This window comes from Bradyrhizobium sp. PRIMUS42 (genome assembly GCF_023006515.1).
GTDB lineage: Bacteria > Pseudomonadota > Alphaproteobacteria > Rhizobiales > Xanthobacteraceae > Bradyrhizobium.
In genome coordinates this window covers 1-737 of sequence record NZ_JALBGZ010001386.1, presented here as the reverse complement: position 1 = coordinate 737, position 737 = coordinate 1, and the positions used below count along the sequence as shown (strand labels likewise).

The window sequence follows — 737 nt, the reverse complement described above, 5'->3', positions numbered from 1 at the left end:
CCGCTGGAGCCGCCGGAGGAGCGCTCCGCGCTCCACGCATTGCGGGTGCGGCCGAACAAGGGCGAGTCCGTCAGGCACTTGCTGCCGAATTCCGGCGTCGTGGTCTTGCCGATCAGGATCGCGCCTTCGCTGCGCATCCGCGCAACCGCAACGGCATCCTCATTCGGCACATTGTCCTTGTAGGGAACGGCACCGAAGGTGGTCTTGACGCCCTTAGTGTTGACGATGTCCTTGACGGTGACGGGGATGCCATGGAGCAGACCGAGCGGCTCGCCCGCCATCACCTTGCGCTCAGCCGCGCGCGCCTCAGCCATCGCCTGCTCGCCACAGAGCGTGATGAAGCAGTTCAGCTCGGGCTGCAGCGCCTGGGCGCGCGCGAGCACGGCATTGACGATCTCGACGGGGGAAATCTTCCTTGTGGCGATGAGTCCGCGCAGTTCGGTTGCAGACAAGTGGCAGGGATCGCCGTTCATCGTCACATCACGCTCCGAAAGCGGGCCGCCGTTGGCCCAGCCATTGACAGCCAGAATGACAGTTTTGTTAACTGGCCGTCCAATACCATTTTGATCGTCAACCCATACGTTTCCGGTATGCCAATGGATCTTCGCAGGCTCCGCTATTTCGTCGCCGTCGCCGAAGCCCGCAGCGTCGGCAAGGCCGCCGAGCGGCTGCGGATGGCGCAGCCACCCCTTTCCGTCCAGATCCGCAAGCTGGAAGCCGAGATCGGCGCGCCCCTG

The 737-nt window shown here is 64.2% G+C and carries 2 protein-coding genes; one reads left to right on the top strand and one right to left on the bottom strand.

Annotated elements, in window-relative coordinates; translation table 11 throughout:
* On the bottom strand, nucleotides 1-473 hold a 473-nt coding region (locus MOV75_RS40535), incomplete at its 3' end, for an amidase (protein WP_247008457.1).
* Here MOV75_RS40535 and MOV75_RS42825 point away from each other — a divergent pair.
* Nucleotides 453-737: LysR family transcriptional regulator (locus tag MOV75_RS42825; RefSeq protein WP_247008455.1), on the top strand; the 285-nt coding region annotated here is incomplete at its 3' end. The two genes, MOV75_RS40535 and MOV75_RS42825, sit on opposite strands and share 21 nt — an antisense overlap.